Here is a 20,126-nt window from a genome sequence, read left to right on the forward strand (position 1 = left end):
CTCACTCAAGCGAGCGAGAACCTTCCCATTCTCAGGAGAACGTGTGCAGCCACGCTTGATTCGCCTGGTGGCCGTCGGAGACAACGTCGTCGACCGCTATCCCGATCTCGGCGTCATGTATCCGGGCGGCAACGCCGTGAACGTCGCCGTGCACGCCCGCCGTACCGGCGCCGAGGCGGGTTACCTGGGTGCGGTCGGCACCGACGAGGCCGGGCGCGTGGTGCGCGACGCGCTGGCCGCCGAGGGCGTGGACCTGTCACTGCTGCGGACGGTGGACGGGCCGAACGCCTTCGCCACCGTCCGTCTCGTCGCGGGCGAGCGCAAGTTCACCGGCGGGCGCGAGGGCGTCTCGCGCTTCCGCCTCTCCCCCGCGGATCTGGTACGGCTGGCGGCGGCCGACATCGTGCACACCGGCGAGTGCTCGTTCCTGGAGGGCCAGCTCGACCAGCTGGCCGCGCACGCCAGGCGGCTGTCGTTCGACTTCTCCGAACGCCCGTGGGACTACGTCGAGGAGCATGCCCGGCACGCCGGGATCGCGATCCTGTCCAGCCCGTCGGGCTCGCGAGACGAGGCGCTCGCGCTGGCGCGGCGGGTCCGGGCGCTGGGCCCGGCCACGGTGGCGGTCACCCTCGGCGCCCACGGCGCCGTCCTGGTCTCGGGAGCCGCCGGAGTTTTAGCGGGCCCCGGGGCCGCAGGCGGCGACAGCGCCGCCGGAGCCTTAGAGGGCTCCGAGGACATGGTCGCCTGGGGTGCCGCCGAGCCCGTCGCCGTGGTGGACACGCTCGGCGCCGGTGACGCGTTCATCGCCCGCCTGCTGGTCGGCCTGGCCCGCGGCGAGGACCTGCCCGCGCTGGCCGTCGCGGCCACCGCCTACGCCTCCCACGCCTGCACCTCCTACGGCGCCTTCGGACACGAAGCCCCCCTGCCAAGCACCAAGGAGAGCCCATGAACACGCATCGCTGGACCGCCCTACTGCTGGGCACGGCGCTGGTCACCGCCGGTTGCGGCGGCGGCTCGGCCGGCGCGCCCGCCAAGGCCGATCTGTCCACGCCCAAGGACAGGTCGGGCACGCTGACGATGGTCACCAAGTTCGCCGATCCGAAGTACGCGCCTTACTTCGAGAAGGTCGTGGCGGCGTACAAGGCGGCCAATCCGAAGGTCGACATCAAGCTCGAACAGGTCGGTGACCAGCCGTACAAGGACAAGATCCGGGTGCTCACGGCGTCCAAGGACCTGCCGGACATCTACTTCTCCTGGGCCGGCGACTTCGCCAACAAGTTCGTCCGGGCCGGGCTCGCCGCCGACCTGACCAGTGTCATCGGTCCGGGCACCCCGTGGGGCTCGACGTTCGCGCCGGCCGCGCTGAAGGCGTTCCAGTACAACGGCAAGTACTACGGCATGCCGGTCGACCTCGACGGCAAGTACCTCGCCTACAACAAGGCGGTCTTCACCAAGGCGGGCGTACAGGTGCCCAAGACGTTCGAGGAGTTGCTGACCGCCTGCGACACGCTCAAGTCCGGGGGCGTGCAGCCGATCGCCTTCGGCAACCAGTACGGCTGGGCGGCCATCCACTTCATCACCCAGCTGAACGCCTACGACGTGGCCCCCAAGACGCTGGAGACCGACTACGCCCCGGCGACGGGCGCCTTCACCGATCCCGGCTACGTCACGGCGCTCAAGCAGTTCGGCGATCTGGTGTCCCGCTGCGGCACCAAGGACGCCAACGGGCTGTCGCACGAGACCGCGCAGGCGCAGTTCCTGTCCGGGAAGGCGGCCATGCACTATCTGGAGTCGGTCGAGTTCGACGTGCTCGACAAGTCGGAGCTCGACTGGAGCTTCCTGCGCCTGCCCGCCCCGGCGAGCGCCCCCGGCGACACGAACGCGCTGACCGGCGCCCCCGACGGCTTCCTGGTCAACGGCCAGAGCAAGAACGCGGGCCTGGCCGTTGACTTCCTGAAGTTCCTGTCCAGCAAGGAGAACGCGGCCACGATGACCAAGGAGATCGGCTGGCTCAGCCCGGTCAAGGACTCGGCCACCTCCGCCAACTCCTACCCGCAGCTCACCGATGCCCTGCAGGACATCGGCAAGGCCGGCAGCTTCGCCATCTGGCTGGACACGATCACCAACGCCGAGGTCGCCGGCGCGTACCTGTCCGGGGTCGAGGGCATGCTGTCCGGCTCCCGCACTCCCGAGCAGGTCATGGCCGGCGTCCAGAAGGCGGCGGCCAAGGCCAAGAAGGAAGTCGGGTGACCGTGCTGAGGCGGTGGCGGGCCTGGGCCTGGGTGCTGCCCGCCGTCGTCCTCCTGCTGGTGTTCGTCTACTACCCGATCGCCGACAACCTGCGGCTGAGCCTGTTCTCCTGGAACGCCTTCTCGCCCGAGCCCCGGTTCGTGGGCCTGGACAACTACGCCGAGGCGTTCGGCGACCCGGTGTTCTGGCGGGCGCTGGGCAACAACGCCGCCTACGCCGTGGTCTCGCTGGTCTTCCAGGGTGGGCTGTCGCTGGTGCTGGCCGCGCTGCTGGAGGAGCTCGTCGGGCGGCGGACCCGCGGCCTGCTGCGCACGCTCTACTTCATCCCGGCCGCGATGTCGATCACGGTGGTGGGCGTGCTGTTCTCCTTCCTGTACAACCCTCGGTACGGCCTGCTGAACGAGGCGCTCAACGGCCTCGGGCTCGGCCACCTGGCCAGGGCCTGGCTGGGCGAGGAGAGCTCGGCCATCTGGAGCGTCATCGCGATGAGCCAGTGGCAGTCGGTCGGCTACACCGCCGTGCTGTTCGTGGTGGCCATCCAGCGCATCCCCCGCGAGTACTACGAGGCCGCCAAGGTCGACGGCGGCGGCCCGGTGCGTACGTTCTTCTCCATCACGCTGCCAATGGTCAGGGAGATGACGACGCTGGTGGTCATCCTCACGATCTCGGGCGCCTTCCTGGTGTTCAACGAGGTCATGGTGATGACGGCCGGCGGTCCTGACAACTCCAGCCAGGTGCTCGGCACGTGGCTGTACCGCAAGGCGTTCATGGAGGACGACATGGGCTACGCCGCCACCGTCGCCACGGTGATCTTCGTCATCACGTTCGCCATCGCGGCCGTACAACTGGCCGTGTCCCGCCGCCGGAGGTACGACTCGTGATCTCGACCAGCCTGACCCGCCCGGCCGCGGTCCGCGCGGAGGCCCCCATACGGCTGCGGGCGGTGGTCGGGCGGCTGCTGGGATGGAGCCTGCTGGCCGGGTTCGGGATCGCCGTGCTCTACCCGGTGCTGTGGATGGTGCTCAGCGGGTTCAAGGACAACCAGGAGATCTTCAACCAGCCGTGGGGGCTGCCCGGCGAGCTGCGCTGGGACAACTGGGCGCGGGCCTGGGACCTGGGTGTCGTCCGCTACTTCACCAACAGCGTGATCGTCACCTCGGCGTCGATCGTGGCCACGACGCTGATCAGCGCGTGGGCGGCTTACGGGATGTGCCGGTTGCGGCTGCCGTTCGGGAACGGGGTGGCGCTGCTGGTGCTGGGCGGGCTGCTGCTGTCGCCGACGGTGGCGCTGATCCCGCTCTTCCGCCTGCTGACGTCGATCGGGCTCTTCGACACGTACTGGGCATTGATCGTGCTTTATACCGCTTTTCGGGTGCCTTTCACGATTTTCCTGATCCGGGCGTACATGATCGAGCTGCCGCGCTCCGTGGACGAGGCGGCCACCATCGACGGTGCGTCCACCACGCAGATCTTCTGGCGGATCATCCTGCCGATGTCGCGGCCCATCCTGGTGTCGGCGGCGCTGCTGCAGGCGCTGTTCGCGTGGAACGAGTTCGCGTTCGCGCTGGTGTTCGTCAGCGACGACGCGCTGAAGACGCTGCCGGTCGGGCTGATGGCCATGCAGAGCCGTCTGCTCACGGACTGGCCGGTGATGATGGCGGGGCTCACCATGGCCGCGCTGCCGACGATCGTGCTGTTCCTGATCGGCCAGCGCCAGTTCCTGCGCGGCCTCACGGAAGGGGTGGGCAAGTGACCGCGCGGCCCTGATGTCTCCATCCCACCTCAGGAGTGCCAACCTTTCGCCGCGCCCACAGCGTCTGGAGGTTATCGACTTGAGGAGAGACGTTGGATCGCGATGCCAGTTTCCAGGCGTTCGTGGACGCTCACCAACGTCCGTTGATGCGCCTGGCCTACCTGCTCACCGGAGAGGTCCACCTCGCGGAGGACCTCGTGCAGAGCGTGCTGGTCCGCATGATCGGGCGGTGGGCGAAGTTAGGCCACATCGACAACCTCGACGCGTACGCGCGCAAGACCATGGTGAACCAGTACATCTCGTGGCGGCGGCGCCGCGGCTCCGACGAGGTGCCGAGCGCGGAACCGCCCGACCGCGCCTACTCGCCCGAGGACTCCGCCGTCCTGCGGATCGTCCTGCGCCAGGCACTCATGCGGCTGACGCCCAAGCAGCGCGCGGTACTCGTCCTGCGCTTCTACGAGGATCGGACCGAACGTGACGTCGCCGACCTGCTGGGCTGCTCCGTCGGTACCGTGAAGAGCCAGGCGCACCACGCTCTGGCCCGCCTGCGCGCCCTGGCACCCGAGCTGGCGCCGAGATTGCCCGTTCTGGACGACCACAGTGCGGAGGCACGCCGATGACCTGGCTCGGAGAGCAACTCGGCCGCATCGCGGACGACATGCCGGACCGTAATCTGGCCGCCAGGGCGATCGAGATCCATCAGCGCAGGCGGCGCAACTTCATGGCGCTCACCGCCGCCGTGGTGGTCGTGGCCACCGTGCTCGCCGCCACCGTCGCGGTACGGGCACTGCCCGCGGAGCCGCGGGCCGCCGCTCCCCCGCCCGAGCAGTCCATCATCAGGGTCGGCGTGACGACGACCGTGGAGTCGGTGCCCGTGGTCGTGGCTCTCAACAAGGGCTATTTCAAGGAGGAAGGGCTGACGGTGAAGCCGAGGACCATCTCCGCCGCGGAGGCCGCGTTCTCCCTGTTCGAAAGCGGCGCGCTGGATCTGGCGCAGACCGACTACGCCACAGTCTTCCTTGCGAACGAGGTGGGCAAGAAGTTCAAGATCGTCTCCAGCCTCTACCAGGCCGCACCAGGAAGCTTCGCGGTCGTCGTGAACCCCAAGTCCAAGATCAAGGCGGTGACCGACCTCAAACGCAAGAGGATCGCGGTCTCGAGCCTCGCGGGGCTCGGGAAGTTGGCCCTGACCGCCGTGCTGAAGCGGGCCGGACTGACCATGAACGACGTCGTGCTGACCGTGGTGCCCGCCCGCGACATGCTCGCCGAGGTGGCCAGGGGACGGGTTGACGCTCTCCTGATGACCGAACCGTTCATCACTGCAAGCCTCCAGATCAGCCACTCTCGGATTGTGGCTGACGCGATGACTCAGGAGTTCGCGAACCTGTACACCGCAGGCATGATGGCCGGCGACGAGTGGATTCGCGAACACCCTCGCACGCTGGCGGCCTTTCAGCGCGCGCTGGCCAAGGCGCAGCGCCTGATCGCGAGCGACCCCCAGCAGGCGCGCGACGCCCTGGACGATTTCTCCAGGCTCCCCCCGAATTTGGCGGCAGGCGTTACGTTCGGCTCCTATCCCGCCCGGCTGGACCTGACAGAACTCCAGCGGGTCGCCGATCTGGCCCGCGCCTACAAGTTGATCAAACACCCGGTAGACGTCAGGAACACCGTCGTGAAGGGCGGCTGAGCCCGGCTGGGTGCCGGGCTCAGGCGGCGTCGGCTTTCGACTCTCGGCGCCCGGCTCCCGCCCGGCTCCCGCCCGGCTCCCGGCGCTCGGCGCTCGGCCTCCGCCCGCCTTCCGGCTTCCGGCTGCTACGGCGCCGGGAACAGCTCCGGCAGGGCCGTACTGGCGATCGGGCGGAGCCGCTCGGCGTGCTCTTCCTCCACCGACCGGTACGGCCAGCGGACCCGGGTGCCGATGTCCGCCCAGCCACCGACGTGGGCGAGGAACTTGTCGAGCGCCGGATTGGCGTACCCGGCGGAGGCCAGCGGCTGGACGTGCTCGGCGAAGAACAGCCCGATCCGGCGCTCCACATCGCGCGCCGCCGCCTGGTCGGTGCGCATGAGATGCTGCCAGGCCATGGCACCGGCCGGGCTGAACGCCGCGATGTTGGAGTAGGACCCCGCCGCGCCCAGTTCCGTACCGGCGGCAAGGGTGTGCCCCGCCACGAACATCGGCAGATCGGCCGCCTCCTCCCCCATCTCGCGATACCAACCCGCATCGCCCCCCGCGACCTTCACCCCCACCAGCGCGGGAACCCGTGCGGCCAGCATGCCGAAGTCGGCGGGCGTGAGGCGGGTCTTGGCGTGCGGCGGGTTGTACAGGACGAGCGGCACGGGGTCGGCGACTTCGGCGACCTGCTCAAGGAAGGCCACCACCTCGTCCAACGACGGCGGCGCCCAGTCCGGCAAGATCACCTGAATGGCCCCGGGGTGGAACTCACGGGCGAGCTCCACCCGCTGCAGGCAGGTGGTGGCGCTCATGTGACTGGCGCCTATCTGGTACGGCAGACCGGCGCAACGCTCCGCGAGCAGCTCGTTGACCTGCTGGTATTCCTCATCGGTTATGGCGTGGAACTCCCCCGCCGTGCCGTGGGCGTACACACCGTCCAGGCCCGCCACCGCCAGCCGGTCCAGCTCGTCGGCCAGCCGGGCGAAGTCGATGGAGTCGTCGGGGCGGAGCGGCAGTAGGACAGTGCCCCACGTACCACCGAGGGTCTTTCGCGTAAGAAGTGTCGTCATAGGCCGAAATATCATCAGACACCGGTGCGTCATGGGTAGACGCGGCGGCTCGGCGGCGCTGTTCGCGTGACTCAGGACCGCCTAACGCGGCCCTGAGCCCTCAGCGAGTGACCCGCAGCGCCCATTCAACCGAGTCGGGCGCCTGAACGCGGACCGTCAGTCCTGTCTTGGAGTTGAGATTGAGCTGATTCAGGCTCGGAGTGAGCGTTTCCTTCAGGCAGGTGAATGGCAAATTCACCGCAGGCGCCAAGATGATCTCTGCCCTTCCCGCCCCTTGGCAGTCGAACATCACCCATAGGTGACCCTTGCCGGGAACAGCGCCGATGATGTGAGAACCCTTGGTCGGTCCTGCGGTGAGCAGGGACTTGGTTCCCGCGTCCATGCCCGGCAGCCGCAGAGGACCGGGCCTGTTAGGCGGAGGCGTGGTCGCTTCGGCCTGGGACGAGTTGCCCGGCGAGACGGCACCTTGTTGCGAGGATCGTGCCGCCGGAGGCGCGGACGTGCAGGACACAACCGCACAGACCAGAATCAGAGACGCGATGGCGGGCGCCACCTTCCGGATACTCATGTCCACCTCAATGTTGTGTGACGTACCAGCCGACCTTCCAGGGAGTCCACGCCTTCACCGCGATGGCCGCGCGTAAGACGCTTTCCTCCAGGATCACAGCGAACCGGCGGTCACCCTCGTGGATCACGCGCTGCTTATCGAGGCGTACCTGACGGCCTCCTCCACATCGTTGGGGAGGCCACGCCGCAGCATCAGCGCGGTGAGCACGGACGCGATGTACGGGCCGATCTGTCGCGGGGATCAGCTTGGAGGATTGACGTGCTCCTCCACATAAATAGATGTGGAGGGTTCCTGTGCTGCTTATGCAGCAGCTCGCAGCGCGGGTGCGGGCGAGTCCGTGGGACAGGATGCTTGACGCTTCACCGGCCCCGCTATCGCGGAGTCTCCACGTCCTGTGACCGCCCATCCGGCGGCAGAGTTGTACCGATGAAGCAGGTTTCGGGCGGCGTTGGTATCGGCGTTGCCGATCCATCCGCACGCCAGGTTCTTGCACACGAACCGCGACTGCGTCTCGCGCGATCCTCTTGTGATGGCGTGACAGCGGTGGCACTGTTGGCTGGTGCCGCGCGGGTCGACCGTGGCGACCAGGCCGCCACGGTCGGCGGCCTTGTAGGTCAGCAACTCCACCGTCCGGCCCCACGCCTGACCCGCGATCGAGCGGTTCAGGCCCCGCTTCTGAGCGACGCCCCGCCCCGGCTGCTGCACGGTCCCGGACGCCGAGGCCATCATGGTGGCGATGGTCAGGTCTTCGACCACGATCGCGCTGAACGCCGTGCGAGGTCGGTCGTGTTCTGATGCTGCCAGTCGACGGCTCGGCGCTTGGCTGTCGCGCCCAGGACCGGCCCGACCGCGTGCTGCCGATTCCCCGCTGAGACAGCGCGCGCCGGCCCAGACCAGTCGTTTCCCAGCGGGCGCCGACCCAGACCGGTCGTCAGCCCACTCCGACCGCCGACAGGGTGGATCCGGTGCGCGACTTGGAGACCCTGAGCTGGGCCGGGATCCTCGAACGCAGCTCGGCGACGTGGCTGATGATGCCGACCGCCCGCCCTCCGTCGCGCAACCCGTCGAGGATGTCGAGCACGCCGTCGAGCGTGTCCTCGTCGAGCGTGCCGAAGCCCTCGTCCACGAACAGCGTGCCGATCTCGGCACCACCCGCTTCGGCGGTCACCACGTCGGCCAGGCCGAGCGCGAGGGCCAGCGAGGTGATGAAGCTCTCCCCACCCGACAGCGTGGCCGGGTCGCGGTCGACGCCCGTCCACCCGTCGGCCACGCGCAGCCCCAGCCCGCCGCCCGAACGCCCCCTGGCTCCGGCCGTCTTCCGCAGGTCGTGCCGCAGCAGGTAGCGCCCTCCCGACATGTGGTCGAGGCGCTCGTTGGCGGCGTCCACCACCTGCCGGAGCCGTTCGCCGAGCACGAACGACGACAGGCTCATGTTCCACTGGTTGTCACTCGACGTACCACTGGCCAGCGCCGCCAGCCGCTCGGCCAGCCGGTGCCGGTCGGCGGCGGGCTGCCACCGCTCGATGCACGCGGCCAGCTCCGCGCCCAGCTCGGCCACCCGCTCCTCCCGCTGCGCGGCCCGGTCCCTGGCCGACGCCAGTGCCGTGTGCGCCTGCTCGGCCTCGTCGCGCGCCGCCTCGGCGGCGGCCAGATCGGGTACGTCCTGCCGCGCGGCGGCCACCAGCTCGGGATCGGCCAGCGTACTGGTCACGGCCGCGTGCTGCGCGTCGAGCCGCCGCAGCAGCTCGGCCTTGCCGTCCCGCTCGTACTCGCTCCTGGCGGCGGCCTCCACGTCGGCCACGTCGCCGAATCCCGCCTCCAGAGCCGCCCGTCGGGCCGCCTCCACCGCGCTGGCCCGCTCAGCCTCGGTGGCGACGGCGGCCTGCGTGGCTTCCAGGGCCTCCCGTAGTAGTTCGGCCTCGTCGTTCAGCCTGGACAGGCGGGCGGTGAGCGTGGGATCGTCGCCGCGCGCGCTGTCGAGCCGCGCGGTGAGCCGCCCCGCGTCACCGCTGAGCTCCTCTTGCCTGGTACGGCAGGCGGCCAGGCGGGCGGTGACCCGGCGCGCCCGCTCTTCCAGCGCCACCCGCTCCTGGCTGAGCCCGGCGGCCTCCCGCGCCAGCCCGGCCTCCCGCCCGGCCGACTCCCGAAGCCGCTTCACTTCTGTCTCGGCCACCGCCAGCACGGAGGGCGCCAGCTCGGGACCGATCGTCGCTCCATCGGCCTCTGCTGGAGCCGCTCCCTCGGATGCCGCGGCCCGATCAGTCTGAGCGAGCGGCCGCACGTCGGCTCCGGCCCCGTCCTCAGCCTCAGCCCAGACGTGCGCCTCGGGATCGGTCTGAACGGACTGAGCCTCGGGATCGGTCGGCACGGACTGAGCGGACCGTGTATGGCGGCGGGCGTCGAGGTGCCCGGTGTCGGTGCTGAAACGGCGGGTGTTGAGGCCCGAGACGCGGGTGTGGGTGTCGAGGAGACCGCTCTGGAGGAGGCGGGTGACGAGGCGAGCGCGTTCGGCCTGGTAGTGGGTGTGGTGGGTGCGGTGGGCCGTGAGTAGTTCGCCGAGCTCGCGGGCCTGGTCCCGGACGCGGTCGCGCTCCGTCTCGATGCGGTCCAGCTCGGCGGCCAGTGCGGGCTCGCGTTCGGCGATTGACTCCAGGCGGGTCAGCTCCTCCTGCGCCCGGAGCGCCGTGGTCTCCGCGGTGCCGTGGTCGAGGCCGCCCGCCGCCGACACCGCGTCGGCGTGGCGGGATTCCAGGGAGGCGAGTGTGCGTTCGGCCGCCTCACGTTCGGAGAGGGCCGCCTCGTGGGCTTGCTCCGCCGCCAGTTCGTCATCGGCGGACGGGGCGCTGGGGGCGGGCGAGGCCGGGTGAGGGTGGTGGGCGGAGCCGCACACGGAGCACGGGCTGCCGTCGGACAGGTCGCGTGCCAGCTCGGCGGCCATGCCGTCGATGCGTGCCTGACGTACGTCCAGCCAGTGCTCGCGCAGGCCCTGGGCTCGGTCCACAAGCGATTGATGGTCGGCGGTGGCGGACTCCAGCTCGGCGGCCAGCGTCTCGGCCCGGTGGGCGGCATCTCGTACGGCCCTGGCCGCGTCGAGTGTCGCGACGGCGGCGGGGATGACGGCCGTCTCGGCCCGTACCTCCGCGAGGCGGCCATGGACCTCGGCCAGCCGTCCGGGCAGCTCCGCGTCGGCGGCGGCCACCTCGGCCTCGCGTTGGGTGAGGCGGTCCAGCTCCACGGCCAGGCCGGCCAGCTCCCGGTCGACGGCGATCAGCTCGGTCGCCGCGGTCCGTACGGCCTCGGCCGCCGGGATCCCAGCGGCGTCCAGGCGGGCCCGCGCCAGCTTGCGTTCGGCCTCCTCGACGAGCGCGGGCAGGGCGGCGAGCCGGGTGGCGGCGGTCTCGTCCTCGGCGGCCAGCCCGGTCAGCTCCTGCTCGACGCGCTGGAGGTCACGGCGGACGACCAGCAGTCTGGCCTCCTCGGTGAGCAGCTCCGACAGGCGGGCGATCTCTGCCTGCCGGTCTCGCTCCATGGCGTGCAGCCGCTCGGGCTCGACCCAGCCGACCAGACTCCCCACCCGAACCGCCGCACCGCCGTGCCGGGACCCGCCACCGTCGTCGGACAAGTCGGACAAGTGGTGGGAGGGCTCGGCAAGCGGCCAGTCAGCGGGGTAGGCCGCAGACGCGTCGGTGGGAGCGGGAAGTCCGGTGGGGGTGGCTTTCAGGAGCGGGTAGGCGCGGGCGACGGCGTCCGTGGCCAGGGAGTGGGCCTTGGCGGCGGCTTCGGCGCGCTGACGGGCGGCTCGGATGAGCGGAAGCACGCGGTCCGCGCGGGCGGCGTCGTCGAGGATGGCCTGGAGTTCGGCGCGTTCCTCGGCTCGCTCATCGAGGGTGCGGCGCAGCGTCAGGGCCTCGGCGTGGCGGCGCTGGCGGTCGGCCAGCGACGTCGCCTGCTCGAAGCGGGAACGCGCCGAACGTAGTGCGTGCCCGGCCGCCGCGTGTTGCTCGGCGGTCCGGACGACGACAGCACGGGCGGCGGCGAGCAGCGCACCGGCCCACCCCAGCGGGTCGGTGTCCGGATCAGGCGGGTCGGCGTCCGCACCGGGCACAGCGGCACCGGGCGCGTCGGCACTGGTCACGGTGACGCCGGGCATGGTGACGTCGGCGCCGGGCGCGCCGGCACCGGCCGCGGTGACGTCGGGCACGGCGACGTCGGCACCGAACGCGGCGGCATCGGCACCGGGCAGGGCGCCCGCGACCGAGAGGTCGCCCGCCGCCTCCTCCAGGCGTTGGATCGCGAAATCCACCTGCTGCCGCAGCTCCTGCTGATCCCGCCAAGCCGCCTTGCGGTGCTCGGCCAGCCAGGACTCCGTCTGGGTGAACACCTTCACGGTGAACAGCCGCTCCAGCAGCCGCCGCCGGTCATCCCCATCGGCGCGCAGGAACCTGGCGAAATCCCCCTGTGGCAGCATCGCGACCTGGCAGAACTGGTCGGCGTTCATGCCGAGCAGCCCGCCCACGAGATCACCGGCCTCGTCGGAGCGGGTCGTCAGGCCGTGCCAGGCGGACCCGACCCGTTCCTCGACGATGACCTTGGCCTTCTCCTCGGTGAACCCGGACCCGCGCAACTTGGGCCGCTGCCACACCGGAGAACGCTGGATGCGCAGTAACCGGCCCCGCAGCGACACCTCGAGCGAGACCGAGGGCCCGACCGAGGGCGGGGCGTGGTCGCAGCGCAGCGCGCGGGCGCTGTTGCGCTGGCCCGGGACCTGGCCGTAGAGGGCGAAGCAGAGGGCGTCGAGGATCGTGGTCTTGCCCGCGCCCGTCGGCCCGTGGACGAGGAACAGGCCCGCCTCCGCCAGAGCGTCGAAGTCGACCGTCTCCGAACCGGGGAAGGACCCGAAAGCCGTGAGCGAGAGCCGGTGCGGCCGCATCTACGCCATCGTCTCCTTCACCCTGGACGCCTCGATCGCCTGTCTTAGCAGGTCTTCCTCGTCAGGTCCGGCAGGCTCGCCGCGTACTTCCCGAATGAAGTCGAGCGCCACCTCCGCCTCCGGCCGGCCGCTCAGGCGGGCGGGCTGGGAGACGGGAGCGCCGCCTGAAGGCTCGAAGGACAGCGCCAGCGTGTGGGGGAAGCGGGCGCGCAGCCGGTCCATGGCTGATTTGGGGCGGATCGGGTCGGTCAGTATGACCTGCAGCCAGTGGTCTTCCACGTCGTCATAGGCCGAGGAGGTCAGCAGGTCCTCCAGCGGACCGCGTAGGCGGCCGATCGGTCGGGGCACCGGCGCGGGCACGAAGTCAATCTCCAAAGAGTCGGCATCCGAAGAGCCGAGCGTGACCAGCCACGACCCCTTCTTCTGGTTGACCTCCGAGAAGGAGTAGGCCAGGGGGGAGCCGGAGTAGCGGACCGTCTCCGACATCCGCTGGCGGCCGTGCAGATGACCGAGCGCGACGTAGTCGACCCCCTCGAAGGCCGACAGCGGCACGTGCGCCACCCCGCCCACGCTGATGTCGCGCTCGCTGTCGCTGGCCTCTCCCCCGGTGACGAAGGCGTGGGCCAGGACCACCGAGTGGCGGTGTCGCGGGGCGTCGGCGCGGATGTGCGCCATGGCGTGGGACAGCGCGGCGGTGTGGCTGCGGTCGGGCAGCTCCCAGGGGCCGCGTACCAGCTCGGGCTCCAGGTAGGGGATGCCATAGAAGGCGACGTCGTCCACCAGCACCGGCTCCCAGGCGCGGGACGGGTCGGTGCGCAGGTGGACCCCGGCGGCGTCGATCAGGTCGGCGCCGAACCCGAGCCGGCGCGCCGAGTCGTGGTTGCCGCTGATCAGCACGGTGCGGGCGCCGGTGCCCATCAGGCGGCGCAGCGCGTCGCCGCAGAGCGCGACCGCGTCGACCGGCGGCAGGGCGCGGTCGTAGACGTCGCCCGACACCACCACCACGTCGACCCGCTCGGCACGCACCGTCTCGATCAGGTGGTCGATGAACGCGGCCTGACCTTCGAGCAGGCTCTCGCGATGGAACGATCGCCCCAGGTGCCAGTCGGAGGTGTGCAGGATCCGCATTCGCAGGAAGCTAACAGGTCTCACCGACAAATGCGGTCCCCTGCGTCACACGTCTCAGGAGTAGGCTGAAAGATCAGCGGGCAATTCAACCCACATGGGGAGGCCGATGCGCACTGGCCGTGGCACCGTGAGCGTCGCCGCAGGTTTGGTGCTGGTGGCCCTGGCCGCGGTCGGCTACGTTCTGCCACCCGCGTTCAACCCTCCGCCACTCCAGGCCGATCACACGATGCAGGCGCTCCCGCCCCAGCCCGCGAACGAGCTGCGGCCCGTGGTCGCGGTGACTCCCGTGCACCGCGAGGAGATCTCGCTCCCGGCTGAGGGTCAGACACTGTTCGGAACGGTCCGCGCCCCCACGACGCCGGGACGGCATCCGGCGATGGTGTTCGTGTCGGGGTCGGGCAACGGTTCGCGGACGGAGTTCACGCCGCAGGCGGAGTTCCTTGCCAAGGCGGGCGTGGTGACGCTGGCCTTCGACAAGCGGACGGTCGGCTACAACTTCCGCGACCGCGACTTCGGGCTGCTCGCGGACGACGCGCTGCGCATGGTCGAGTACATGCGCACGCGTCCCGACGTGGACCCCGACCGCACCGGGCTGTGGGGGGTCAGCGAGGGCGGCTGGGTGGTGCCCATCGCGGCGGCCAAGAGCCGCGACGTGGGGTTCGCGGTGCTGGTGTCCTCGCCGAACGTGTCGCCGCTCCGGCAGGTGGCCTGGGCGCTGAACGAGCAGTTGCTGCGCCTGCGCGCGCCGATAGGCGTGCGCGACCTGCTCACCAGGGCGATGGGCGGGGTGGGCTTCAACTTCCTCCGTTACGACGCGATGCCCGCGCTGCGCCAGATCAGGCAGCCGGTGCTGGCGTTCTACGGGACGATGGACCCGTCCATCCCGTTCGTGGAGTCCTCCCAGTCCTTGATCACCGCGCTCAAGGCGGCGGGCAACGACCAGTACACGATCCGCTTCATGGACAAGGCCGACCACGCCATGCGGATCAACGGCGGGCCGTTCGCGCACGGCTACCTGGAGACGCTGGCGAACTGGATCCTCGGCCTGCCCGGCACGGCGCGGCCCCAGCTGCACGTGGCGGGCACGACGCCGGTGCAGCGCTTCGAGGCCAGCGACGTCCCCGCCGCTCCGTGGTACGCGGGCGGCACGATGCTGGGGCTGACGATCTGCCTGGCCGCCGTCGGCTACGTGGCGGGCCCCGTGGCGGCCATGGTGGTACGCCTGCGCGGCCGCCGGCAGACCCCGGCCGACACCAACGCCAGGCTCTGGCCGCCGATCAGGCGGCGGCTGCGCCGGATGGCGTGGACGGGGCTGGGGCTGCTGGTCTCGGTGCTGGCGTTCATCACGGTGCTGGTGCTGTTCTCGGTGAACCAGGCCGGGGCCTGGCCGGCCGTGCTGGCCGGCTGGCTGGTGGTGCGGGTGCTGGCCGTACTGATGCTGGTGCAGGAGGTCACGGCGGTGGCGGCGGTCGTGGCGGGGCTGCGGGAGGGCATGCGGCCGAGCCGCTGGCAGCACGTGGCGATCGCGGGCGTGCTCGGCGGCACGGGGCTGCTGCTGGTGGCGGCGGCCTACTACGGGTTGTTCGCGTTCCCCTGGTAGACGAAGGCGCTCAGCCACCGACCTGGTAAACGAACGTGCTCAGCCTCCGGTCTGGTAGACGAAGGCGTTCAGCCACCGGTCGATCTCGGCGAACACCTGCTTGCGCACCGGCTCGGCCGACAGCACCAGGTCGTGCATGCCGTCGGGGATGCGTACGCAGGTGACGTGCGGGCCCACGCAGGTGGCCCAGCGGGCGATGTGCCGGGGATCGAGTACGGTGTCGGCCGAGCGGGCTTCGGGGACGAAGTCGCGTACCCGCAGGCCCGTGGTCGAGGCGAGCACGAGGACCGGCACGTCCACGGCCAGCCCGGCGTGCAGCCGCCGCTGCGCCCGGCGGATGGCGGCCAGCCAGGTGGCGTGCACGGAGAAGCCGCCGAGCGGCTTGAGCTCCAGGTCGTAGTCCCATTCGCCCTGTTCGGTGCGGTGCAGGCTCTGGCCGTACGCGAAGCTGACGCCCAGCGGCAGCGCCCGGCTGGAGTACGACAGCGGCGTCTTGAGCAGGTCGGCGGCCAGGCGGAGCGGAGCGGGCACGTTCAGGTCGAAGAACGGGCTGTTGAGCACGAGCCCCTGCACCAGGCCCTGGCCGCGGACGCGGTCGGCCCACAGCGGCGCGACCAGGCCGCCGGTCGAGTGCGCGTTGATCGTCAGCTCGTCGTGGTCGCGCCTGATGACGCGTACGGCCTCGTCGATCTCCGGGAAGTACTCCGTGACGCTCCTGACCAGGCCCCTGGTCTGGTGCGGCAGTAACGACCTGCCGTACTTGCGCAGGTCGAGGGCGTAGAAGTCGATGCCGCGGCCGAGGTAGTGGTCGGCGAGGTGGTCCTGGAAGAAGTAGTCGGTGAACCCGTGAAGGTAGAGCACCGCCCTGCGGGAACCGGCTCGGCGGGAGATCAGCGTCGCTACGACGTCGCCTTCGAAGTCGGGCGGCATGGACAGAACGGTGGTGTCGTACATGCTAGACACGATAAGGATTTACCGGCCATGACGGCACACCGCCCGGCAGGTCCTCACTGATCTTCATCGGGAACTCGGCCGGCCGCTTCTCCAGGAACGCCGTCACCCCCTCCACGGTGTCCGGCGCGGACCCGAGCTCGGCCATCAGCCGGGAGTCGGCCGCGTGCGCCTCCCAGGGCGACGAGGCCGACAGCCCTGACCACATCAGCCTGCGGATCGCGGCGACCGACACGGCGGAGGTGTTGTCGGCGATCTCCCGGGCCAGCGCGTAGGCGGCGGGCAAAAGCTCCTCGGCGGGCAGTACGCGGGACACCAGCCGGCCCTCCAGCGCCTCTGAGGCGGGGAAGACACGCCCGGTGGCCACCCACTCCATGGCCTGCGCGATGCCGACGAGCCTGGGCAGGAACCAGCTCGACGCGGCCTCGGTGACGATCCCTCGGCGGGCGAAGACGAAGCCGAATTTCGCGGTGTCGGCGGCCAGCCGGACGTCCATCGGCAGCGTCATCGTGACGCCCACGCCGACGGCGGGGCCGTTGATGGCGCCGATGACCGGCTTGAGCGACCGGGCGATGCGCAGCGCGACCGTGCCGCCGCCGTCGCGCGGCGCGCCGTCGACGAGTTCGCCTTCGCCGGACTCGCGGTGGCCGAAGGTGTCGCCGCCACCAACCAGATCGGCCCCCGCGCAAAACGCCCGGCCCGCGCCGGTGACCACCACGGCGCGTACGTCGTCATCGGCGTCCGCGAGGTCGAACGCCTTTATCAACTCTCCGCGCATGGCAAAGGTGAAGGCGTTCAGCCTCTCGGGGCGCTTCAATGTGATCGTGGCGACCCGGCTGGTCACGCCGTAGTCGATCTGGGAGAAGGACATAGGCCGAATCTTATTCGGTTACTAATGTTCACTCTCCCCTAAAGACATATTTCGCATTCTGTCCGTAGGCTGCCGCCTCGATTCGGCCTACGGTGAGGTTCGCGGGGAAACGGGGATGGCGTGAAGCAGGCAAGGAAACCGGTGAGCGCCGCGGCGGTTCTCGGCTGGCTGGTGCTGGCCGCGCTCGCGCCCGGGGCGGCGCATCTGCGGGCCGGATGGCGCAAGACGGGTCTGATCCTGCTCGGCTGTTACGCGGCGGGGCTGCTCGCGCTTCTCGCCGTCAGGCTGAGCACCGACAACCTGCTGGGCGATCTGACCCAGGACAGCTGGCTGACGGGCATCACCGCCGGCGCCGTCGTGCTCGGGGTGGCGTGGTTCGCGCTGATCGTCCACTCGTTCGTCGTGCTGCGGCCCGGCAGTCTGCCGCAGGCCGGGCAGGTCCTGGCGGGCACGTTCGCGGGGCTGCTCGCCGTGCTGGTCGTGCTGCCGTTCGGGATGGTCTCGAGCTATGTCTGGACGTCCCGGAACGCGATCAACGACATCTTCGTGAACGACGGCACCCCCGAGCCGCAGGCCGAAGGGACGACGACCCGCCCCGAGGACCCGTGGGCGGGCCGTACGAGGGTGAACATCCTGCTCATCGGCGGCGACGCCGACGACAACCGGATCGGCGTACGCACCGACAGCATGAACGTGGCCACCGTCGACGTGAAGAGCGGCAACACCGTGCTGGTCAGCCTGCCACGCAACCTGGAGAACGTGCGGTTCCGTCCGGGCACGCCGATGGCCCAGCACTTCCCCAACGGGTTCCGCCTGCCGCCCGACCCGGGCGGCGGCCGCAGCGACCTGCTCAACAGCGTCTGGGAGTACGCCGACGCGCACCCCGAGATCTTCGGCGGCAAGCAGCACCAGGGCCCCAAGGTGCTGATGGACACGATCGGCTACACCCTCGGGCTCAAGGTCGACTGGTACGCCCTGGTCAACATGTGGGGGTTCGCCCGGCTGATCGACGCGATCGGCGGGGTCACGCTCACGGTCGAGCAGGACGTGGTGTTCGGCCGCTACAACGAGGGCCTGGTCAAGGCGGGCACGCGCAAGCTGAAGGGCGCCGACGCGATGTGGTACGCCCGCTCACGTACCTTCAGCGATGACTTCACCCGGATGCGCCGTCAGCGGTGCGTGATCGGCGCGTTGCTCGACCAGGCCGACCCGGCGACCGTGCTGACCAGGTTCAACCGGATCGCCGGGGCCACCAAGGAGCTGATCAGGACCGACATCCCCCGGCCGATGCTCAAGCACCTGGTGCCGCTGGCGCTGCAGGTCAAGAACGCCAGGGTGACGAGCATCCAGTTCGTGCCGCCGCTGATCAGCACCGTCTCCCCGGACTGGGCGAAGATCCGCTCCATCACCGAGAAGGCCATCCGCGATTCGGCGGGCGACCGGCCTACCGCGGCCACGGCTTCCCCGGAGTCTTCTTCGGCGCCGAAGTCCACCAGATCGCCCTCGTCCAAGAAGCAGAAGGAGAGCGGCCCCACCAAGACCCTTACCGAGGGGTGCGGCTCGCTGTGACGATCCGGCCGACCGGCGCGCCGCCGCCGAGCACGGCCACGCTCTCGAACGCGGCGGCCGAGGACACCTCGCAGCCCATCTCGCGGAGCACGGACAGGGCGATGACCGTGGTGGCGCGCGGGCTGCCGTCGATGACCTTCACCGCGACCGAGTGCCCGGACTCCATCGCCACGACCAGCACGCCTTCCGCGCCGCCCTTGGCCAGGGCGCCGGGCAGGGCGCGCATGAGCTCGGTGTTCTGGTGGCCGGTCCCGCCGACGTACTCGGGGTGCTCGCGCATCGCGTCGGCCACCTGGCGCGGCGCGCTGCCGGGCGCGGCCAGCACGAGCCCCTGTACGGCCCGCGCCAGGCCGGTCAGCGACAGCCCGAACAGGGGCGCCCCGCAGCCGTCCACGGCAACGTGGGCGGCCTTCTCCCCCGCCAGGTCCTCGGTGACCGAGCGCACCCGGAGCTGCACCGGGTGCTCGGCGGCCAGGTAGGAGTCCACGTCCCAGCCGTTGGCCACGGCGGCGGCCAGCATCGCGGCGTGCTTGCCCGAGCAGTTCATCCGCTCGCGGGAGACGCCCTGGTCCTGCCTGATCAGCGCGTGCATGGTGGCCTGGTCCTCGGGCCAGGTCGCCGGGCAGCCGAGCGCCCCGAAGTCCAGCCCGTAGTCGGCCAGCAGCTCGCCGACCAGCCGTACGTGGAAGTCCTCGCCCGTGTGGCTGCCCGCCGCGATCGCCAGGCGCGGCCCGCTCAGCGCGGCGCCCGCGACCAGGCAGGCCAGCGCCTGGAACGGCTTGGCCGACGAGCGGGGCAGCACCGGCGCCTCGACCCGGCCGAGCTCGACCACGGCCCGGCCCGACGGGTCGAGGCCGACGGCGCTGCCGTAGTGGAGGCTCTCGACGAATCCGGAGCGCACGACCTCGGCGAGGAGGGCGAGTTCAGGCACGAGCGAATCTCCTTCTGATTCTGGTTCTGGGGATGGCGGGGGCCGCGCGCCGGCGGGCCTCCAGCGTACGGGCCAGTTTGGACAGCGACGCGTTGACCACCAGGTAGACCAGCGCGACGACGAGGTAGGTCTGGATGAGGTAGCCGTTGTAGGCGGCCAGGACCTTGCCGCTGTAGAGCAGTTCGGCGTAGCTGACGACGAATCCGAGCGCGGTGTCCTTGAGCAGCCCGACCGACTGGCTGACGATCGACGGCAGCACCCGGCGGGCGGCCTGCGGCAGCACGATCAGGCGCATGGTCTGGCCGTGGGTGAGGCCGACCGCCAGGCCCGCCTCGCCCTGGCCGCGCTCGATGGAGCGGATCCCGGCGCGGAAGATCTCGGCGAACGCCGCCGCGTTCGACACCGACAGCGGCACCACGAGCTTCCAGAACAGCGGCAGGTCCAGCCCGTACTTCGGCAGCGCGAACAGCACCACGTACACCAGTAGCAGCGTCGGGATGGTCCTGACCACCTCGACATAGACGGCGGCGGGGACGCGCAGGAAACGGTGGCGCGAGAGCCGGCCCAGGGCCAGCACCAGCCCGAGCGCCATCGCCAGCGCGGCCGAGACGACCGCGGCCAGCGCGGTGGTCCACAGCCCGGTCAGGAGATAGCGCCACATGGGCCAGGTGGCGTACGGCTGCCAGCGCGCGGCGTCGAGCTGCCCGTTGGCGGCGAACTGCCGGACGGCCAGCACGAGCAGCGCGAGGGCGGCGAGTACGCCGACGACGGTCGCGATCCGGATGCGCCGCCGCGCCCGGGGGCCCGGCTCGTCGAACAGAGCGGTGCTCATG

17 protein-coding genes are annotated in these 20,126 nt (G+C 70.6%); 8 read left to right on the forward strand and 9 right to left on the reverse strand.

What is annotated here, in order from left to right; translation table 11 throughout:
- Window positions 1–43: 43 nt before the first annotated feature.
- The 6 genes from AB0J16_RS55380 to AB0J16_RS55405 all read left to right on the forward strand — a co-directional run bounded on the left by AB0J16_RS55380 (window position 44) and on the right by AB0J16_RS55405 (window position 5,690).
- Window positions 44–949, forward strand: coding sequence for a PfkB family carbohydrate kinase (locus AB0J16_RS55380; protein WP_358556106.1), 906 nt, complete (start codon window positions 44–46; stop codon window positions 947–949).
- Window positions 946–2,250, forward strand: a complete 1,305-nt coding sequence (locus AB0J16_RS55385) for an extracellular solute-binding protein (protein ID WP_358556109.1) — start codon at window positions 946–948, stop codon at window positions 2,248–2,250. The genes AB0J16_RS55380 and AB0J16_RS55385 overlap by 4 nt, the downstream gene beginning before the upstream one ends.
- The gene (locus AB0J16_RS55390) at window positions 2,247–3,131 is read left to right on the forward strand and encodes a sugar ABC transporter permease (RefSeq protein ID WP_358556112.1); all 885 of its coding nucleotides are present in this window, start codon (window positions 2,247–2,249) and stop codon (window positions 3,129–3,131) included. The genes AB0J16_RS55385 and AB0J16_RS55390 overlap by 4 nt, the downstream gene beginning before the upstream one ends.
- The gene (locus AB0J16_RS55395; RefSeq protein WP_358556115.1) at window positions 3,128–4,003 is read left to right on the forward strand and encodes a carbohydrate ABC transporter permease; all 876 of its coding nucleotides are present in this window, start codon (window positions 3,128–3,130) and stop codon (window positions 4,001–4,003) included. Before AB0J16_RS55390 ends, AB0J16_RS55395 begins: the two co-directional genes overlap by 4 nt.
- Before the next feature lie 92 nt (window positions 4,004–4,095).
- On the forward strand, window positions 4,096–4,623 hold the full coding sequence (locus tag AB0J16_RS55400) for a SigE family RNA polymerase sigma factor (RefSeq protein ID WP_358175735.1): 528 nt from the start codon (window positions 4,096–4,098) through the stop codon (window positions 4,621–4,623).
- On the forward strand, window positions 4,620–5,690 hold the full coding sequence (locus AB0J16_RS55405; protein ID WP_358556118.1) for an ABC transporter substrate-binding protein: 1,071 nt from the start codon (window positions 4,620–4,622) through the stop codon (window positions 5,688–5,690). Before AB0J16_RS55400 ends, AB0J16_RS55405 begins: the two co-directional genes overlap by 4 nt.
- Before the next feature lie 125 nt (window positions 5,691–5,815).
- On the opposite strand, the gene AB0J16_RS55410 is transcribed toward AB0J16_RS55405, so the two are convergent.
- The 5 genes from AB0J16_RS55410 to AB0J16_RS55430 all read right to left on the reverse strand — a co-directional run bounded on the left by AB0J16_RS55410 (window position 5,816) and on the right by AB0J16_RS55430 (window position 13,371).
- Entirely contained in the window at window positions 5,816–6,745 is a 930-nt protein-coding gene (locus AB0J16_RS55410) for a dihydrodipicolinate synthase family protein (protein WP_358556121.1), read from the reverse strand.
- Window positions 6,746–6,845: 100 nt separating this feature from the next.
- Window positions 6,846–7,127 (reverse strand): hypothetical protein, encoded by a 282-nt coding sequence (locus AB0J16_RS55415; RefSeq protein ID WP_358556124.1) that lies wholly within the window; start codon window positions 7,125–7,127, stop codon window positions 6,846–6,848.
- A gap of 486 nt (window positions 7,128–7,613) precedes the next feature.
- Complete coding sequence (locus AB0J16_RS55420) at window positions 7,614–8,069, reverse strand: transposase (RefSeq protein ID WP_358556127.1); 456 nt, start codon at window positions 8,067–8,069, stop codon at window positions 7,614–7,616.
- Window positions 8,070–8,244: 175 nt separating this feature from the next.
- Entirely contained in the window at window positions 8,245–12,243 is a 3,999-nt protein-coding gene (locus tag AB0J16_RS55425) for an AAA family ATPase (RefSeq protein ID WP_358556130.1), read from the reverse strand.
- Window positions 12,244–13,371, reverse strand: coding sequence for an exonuclease SbcCD subunit D (locus AB0J16_RS55430; protein ID WP_358556132.1), 1,128 nt, complete (start codon window positions 13,369–13,371; stop codon window positions 12,244–12,246).
- A gap of 106 nt (window positions 13,372–13,477) precedes the next feature.
- On the opposite strand from AB0J16_RS55430, the gene AB0J16_RS55435 reads away from it, so the two are divergent.
- Window positions 13,478–14,971 carry a prolyl oligopeptidase family serine peptidase gene (locus AB0J16_RS55435; protein ID WP_358556135.1) on the forward strand — a complete coding sequence of 498 codons (1,494 nt, stop codon included), beginning with the start codon at window positions 13,478–13,480 and terminating at the stop codon, window positions 14,969–14,971.
- A 39-nt stretch (window positions 14,972–15,010) separates the two neighbouring features.
- Here the strand turns inward: AB0J16_RS55435 and AB0J16_RS55440 are convergent, their stop codons facing one another.
- Window positions 15,011–15,925: an alpha/beta hydrolase gene (locus AB0J16_RS55440; protein WP_358556138.1), complete on the reverse strand. Its 915-nt coding sequence runs from the start codon at window positions 15,923–15,925 to the stop codon at window positions 15,011–15,013.
- A gap of 1 nt (window position 15,926) precedes the next feature.
- Window positions 15,927–16,793 (reverse strand): enoyl-CoA hydratase-related protein, encoded by an 867-nt coding sequence (locus AB0J16_RS55445; RefSeq protein WP_358556141.1) that lies wholly within the window; start codon window positions 16,791–16,793, stop codon window positions 15,927–15,929.
- Between the two features lie 141 nt (window positions 16,794–16,934).
- Between AB0J16_RS55445 and AB0J16_RS55450 the strand changes: the two genes are divergently transcribed.
- Complete coding sequence (locus AB0J16_RS55450; protein WP_358556144.1) at window positions 16,935–18,362, forward strand: LCP family protein; 1,428 nt, start codon at window positions 16,935–16,937, stop codon at window positions 18,360–18,362.
- Here AB0J16_RS55450 and AB0J16_RS55455 read toward each other — a convergent pair.
- Window positions 18,337–19,293: an asparaginase gene (locus AB0J16_RS55455; protein ID WP_358556147.1), complete on the reverse strand. Its 957-nt coding sequence runs from the start codon at window positions 19,291–19,293 to the stop codon at window positions 18,337–18,339. The genes AB0J16_RS55450 and AB0J16_RS55455 overlap by 26 nt on opposite strands.
- Window positions 19,286–20,125 carry an amino acid ABC transporter permease gene (locus AB0J16_RS55460; RefSeq protein WP_358556150.1) on the reverse strand — a complete coding sequence of 280 codons (840 nt, stop codon included), beginning with the start codon at window positions 20,123–20,125 and terminating at the stop codon, window positions 19,286–19,288. The genes AB0J16_RS55455 and AB0J16_RS55460 overlap by 8 nt, the downstream gene beginning before the upstream one ends.
- Window position 20,126: the final 1 nt, after the last annotated feature.

This window comes from Nonomuraea sp. NPDC049750 (genome assembly GCF_040659625.1).
GTDB lineage: Bacteria > Actinomycetota > Actinomycetes > Streptosporangiales > Streptosporangiaceae > Nonomuraea.